Origin of the sequence: Moorena sp. SIO3B2 (assembly GCF_010692525.1) — a bacterium.
GTDB lineage: Bacteria > Cyanobacteriota > Cyanobacteriia > Cyanobacteriales > Coleofasciculaceae > Moorena > Moorena producens.
Window position 1 is genome coordinate 1 of sequence record NZ_JAAHHE010000849.1, and the last position, 1,502, is coordinate 1,502.

A 1,502-nucleotide genomic window follows, 5' to 3' on the forward strand; every position below is an offset into this window, starting at 1 on the left:
GGTTAAATCTAAACTTGATAAGTAGTAAATTGTGATTGGACAAAACCAACCAGTTATAGTTGATACCAACATTTTGTTCTCAGCATTACTCAGAGACAAATCCCGTTTTAGTGAGTTACTACTCGACTCAAATTATAACTTTTTTATCTGTGAGCAGGTGCTGGTAGAATTATTTAAGCGCAAGGAGAAGATACTCAAAGCCAGTCAGTTAAGAGAAGAAGAGATTGTTACGATTTACCAGATATTGCTCAAACGTATTAATCTCTATAAAGAAGACTTGATTACAGCAGAACATTTAGCAACAGCTTATGAGTTGTGTCGGGATATTGACGAAACCGATACTCCTCATGTGGCTTTGACTATAGAATTAGGGGGCTTGCTTTGGACAGGAGATAAAAAACTTAAAGAGGGGTTGCAAAGGAAGGGTTTTGTCCAGTTATTCGAGCTGAATAATTAGTAATATGGCTGCGAGGGGATGAATTTCTGCTCTCCTGTCTAAACAACCGATTGTGTTGACAAATGACTCTTTTTATGTATCTTGTAAAAAAAAGCGATCGCTTAGTGATCAATAGCCATATCCATAGTTGATTCGTCTTATTCCCCCACCAACGCCAATGCTTGATTCATCACTCGGTCAGATAAATACATCCCACACAAGCGCAATTGTTCTAAAACTGGGCGTGCAGCAGGTATTACCCCCCTTTGTTTAGCGGTAAGAACTATACCTAATGTCCCCCGTACTGGAATACCCAAAGCAGTGGCACAACGACGGGCGGCTAAATCATCTAGGATTACTTCTGTACCGGGCTTTGCATATCCCAACGTGAGTACGGCTGACTCTCCCGGTCCCAAATCCCAACTTTGAATGACTGTAGGGATGGTTGGTGTGTCTCGTACTACTAACCAATCAGTATTCTTGAGGGCAACTGCTGTTACGTCTGTCTCCCCATATGCCTGAATTTCCGTGGCAACAGCTTGAGGGACAATTATGGATGGGCTGATTATTTGTAACAAGTCGAGACAGCTACCTTTGGTTAGAAAAATTAGGGGGGATGTGTTGATAGCAGGAAGTTCAGCCACGGTTTAACTCACGCTCTAGATCATCAAAGTCAACAGCAAAGACATCAATTTGTTCCCGGGCTAGGGCGGCCAGAAAGTCCCTACGGTTTAACCCAGCGACGGAGGCTGCTTTTTCCATGGAGATTTCCCGCTTTTGATACCAGTAGATAGCAGCAGCAAGCCGCATTTCCTGCACAAATTCTTCTGGGGGAAGGCGACGGGCACTAAAAACCTCTTCAGGTAAGTTAATTGTGACTTCTGACATTAGTTATATGCTAAAATTTGGTATTCTTGAAAGGGTGCATCTCATTTTTGCCGTTTGGATGGTGCGTTACGGGAGGGATTATCCTAACACTACAATCATGGCTCCCCCGTCCCTAACGCACCCTACGAACTTGATAAGTATAGCAGTTTTTAGTTTAATGAGGTACATAGGATTTTTT

At 42.6% G+C, this 1,502-nt stretch carries 3 protein-coding genes; 1 reads left to right on the top strand and 2 read right to left on the bottom strand.

The genetic code is table 11. The features are described 5' to 3' along the window. Positions 1–31: 31 nt before the first annotated feature. Positions 32–457 (top strand): PIN domain-containing protein, encoded by a 426-nt coding sequence (locus F6K38_RS41725; protein ID WP_008188582.1) that lies wholly within the window; start codon positions 32–34, stop codon positions 455–457. Between the two features lie 137 nt (positions 458–594). Here the strand turns inward: F6K38_RS41725 and F6K38_RS41730 are convergent, their stop codons facing one another. Together F6K38_RS41730 and F6K38_RS41735 are read right to left on the bottom strand one after the other, a co-directional pair. Further along, a complete protein-coding gene (locus tag F6K38_RS41730; RefSeq protein WP_287360713.1) occupies positions 595–1,080 on the bottom strand; it encodes a PIN domain-containing protein in 486 nt (161 codons plus the stop codon). Further along, the gene (locus tag F6K38_RS41735) at positions 1,073–1,324 is read right to left on the bottom strand and encodes a UPF0175 family protein (RefSeq protein ID WP_287311492.1); all 252 of its coding nucleotides are present in this window, start codon (positions 1,322–1,324) and stop codon (positions 1,073–1,075) included. The genes F6K38_RS41730 and F6K38_RS41735 overlap by 8 nt, the downstream gene beginning before the upstream one ends. Positions 1,325–1,502: the final 178 nt, after the last annotated feature.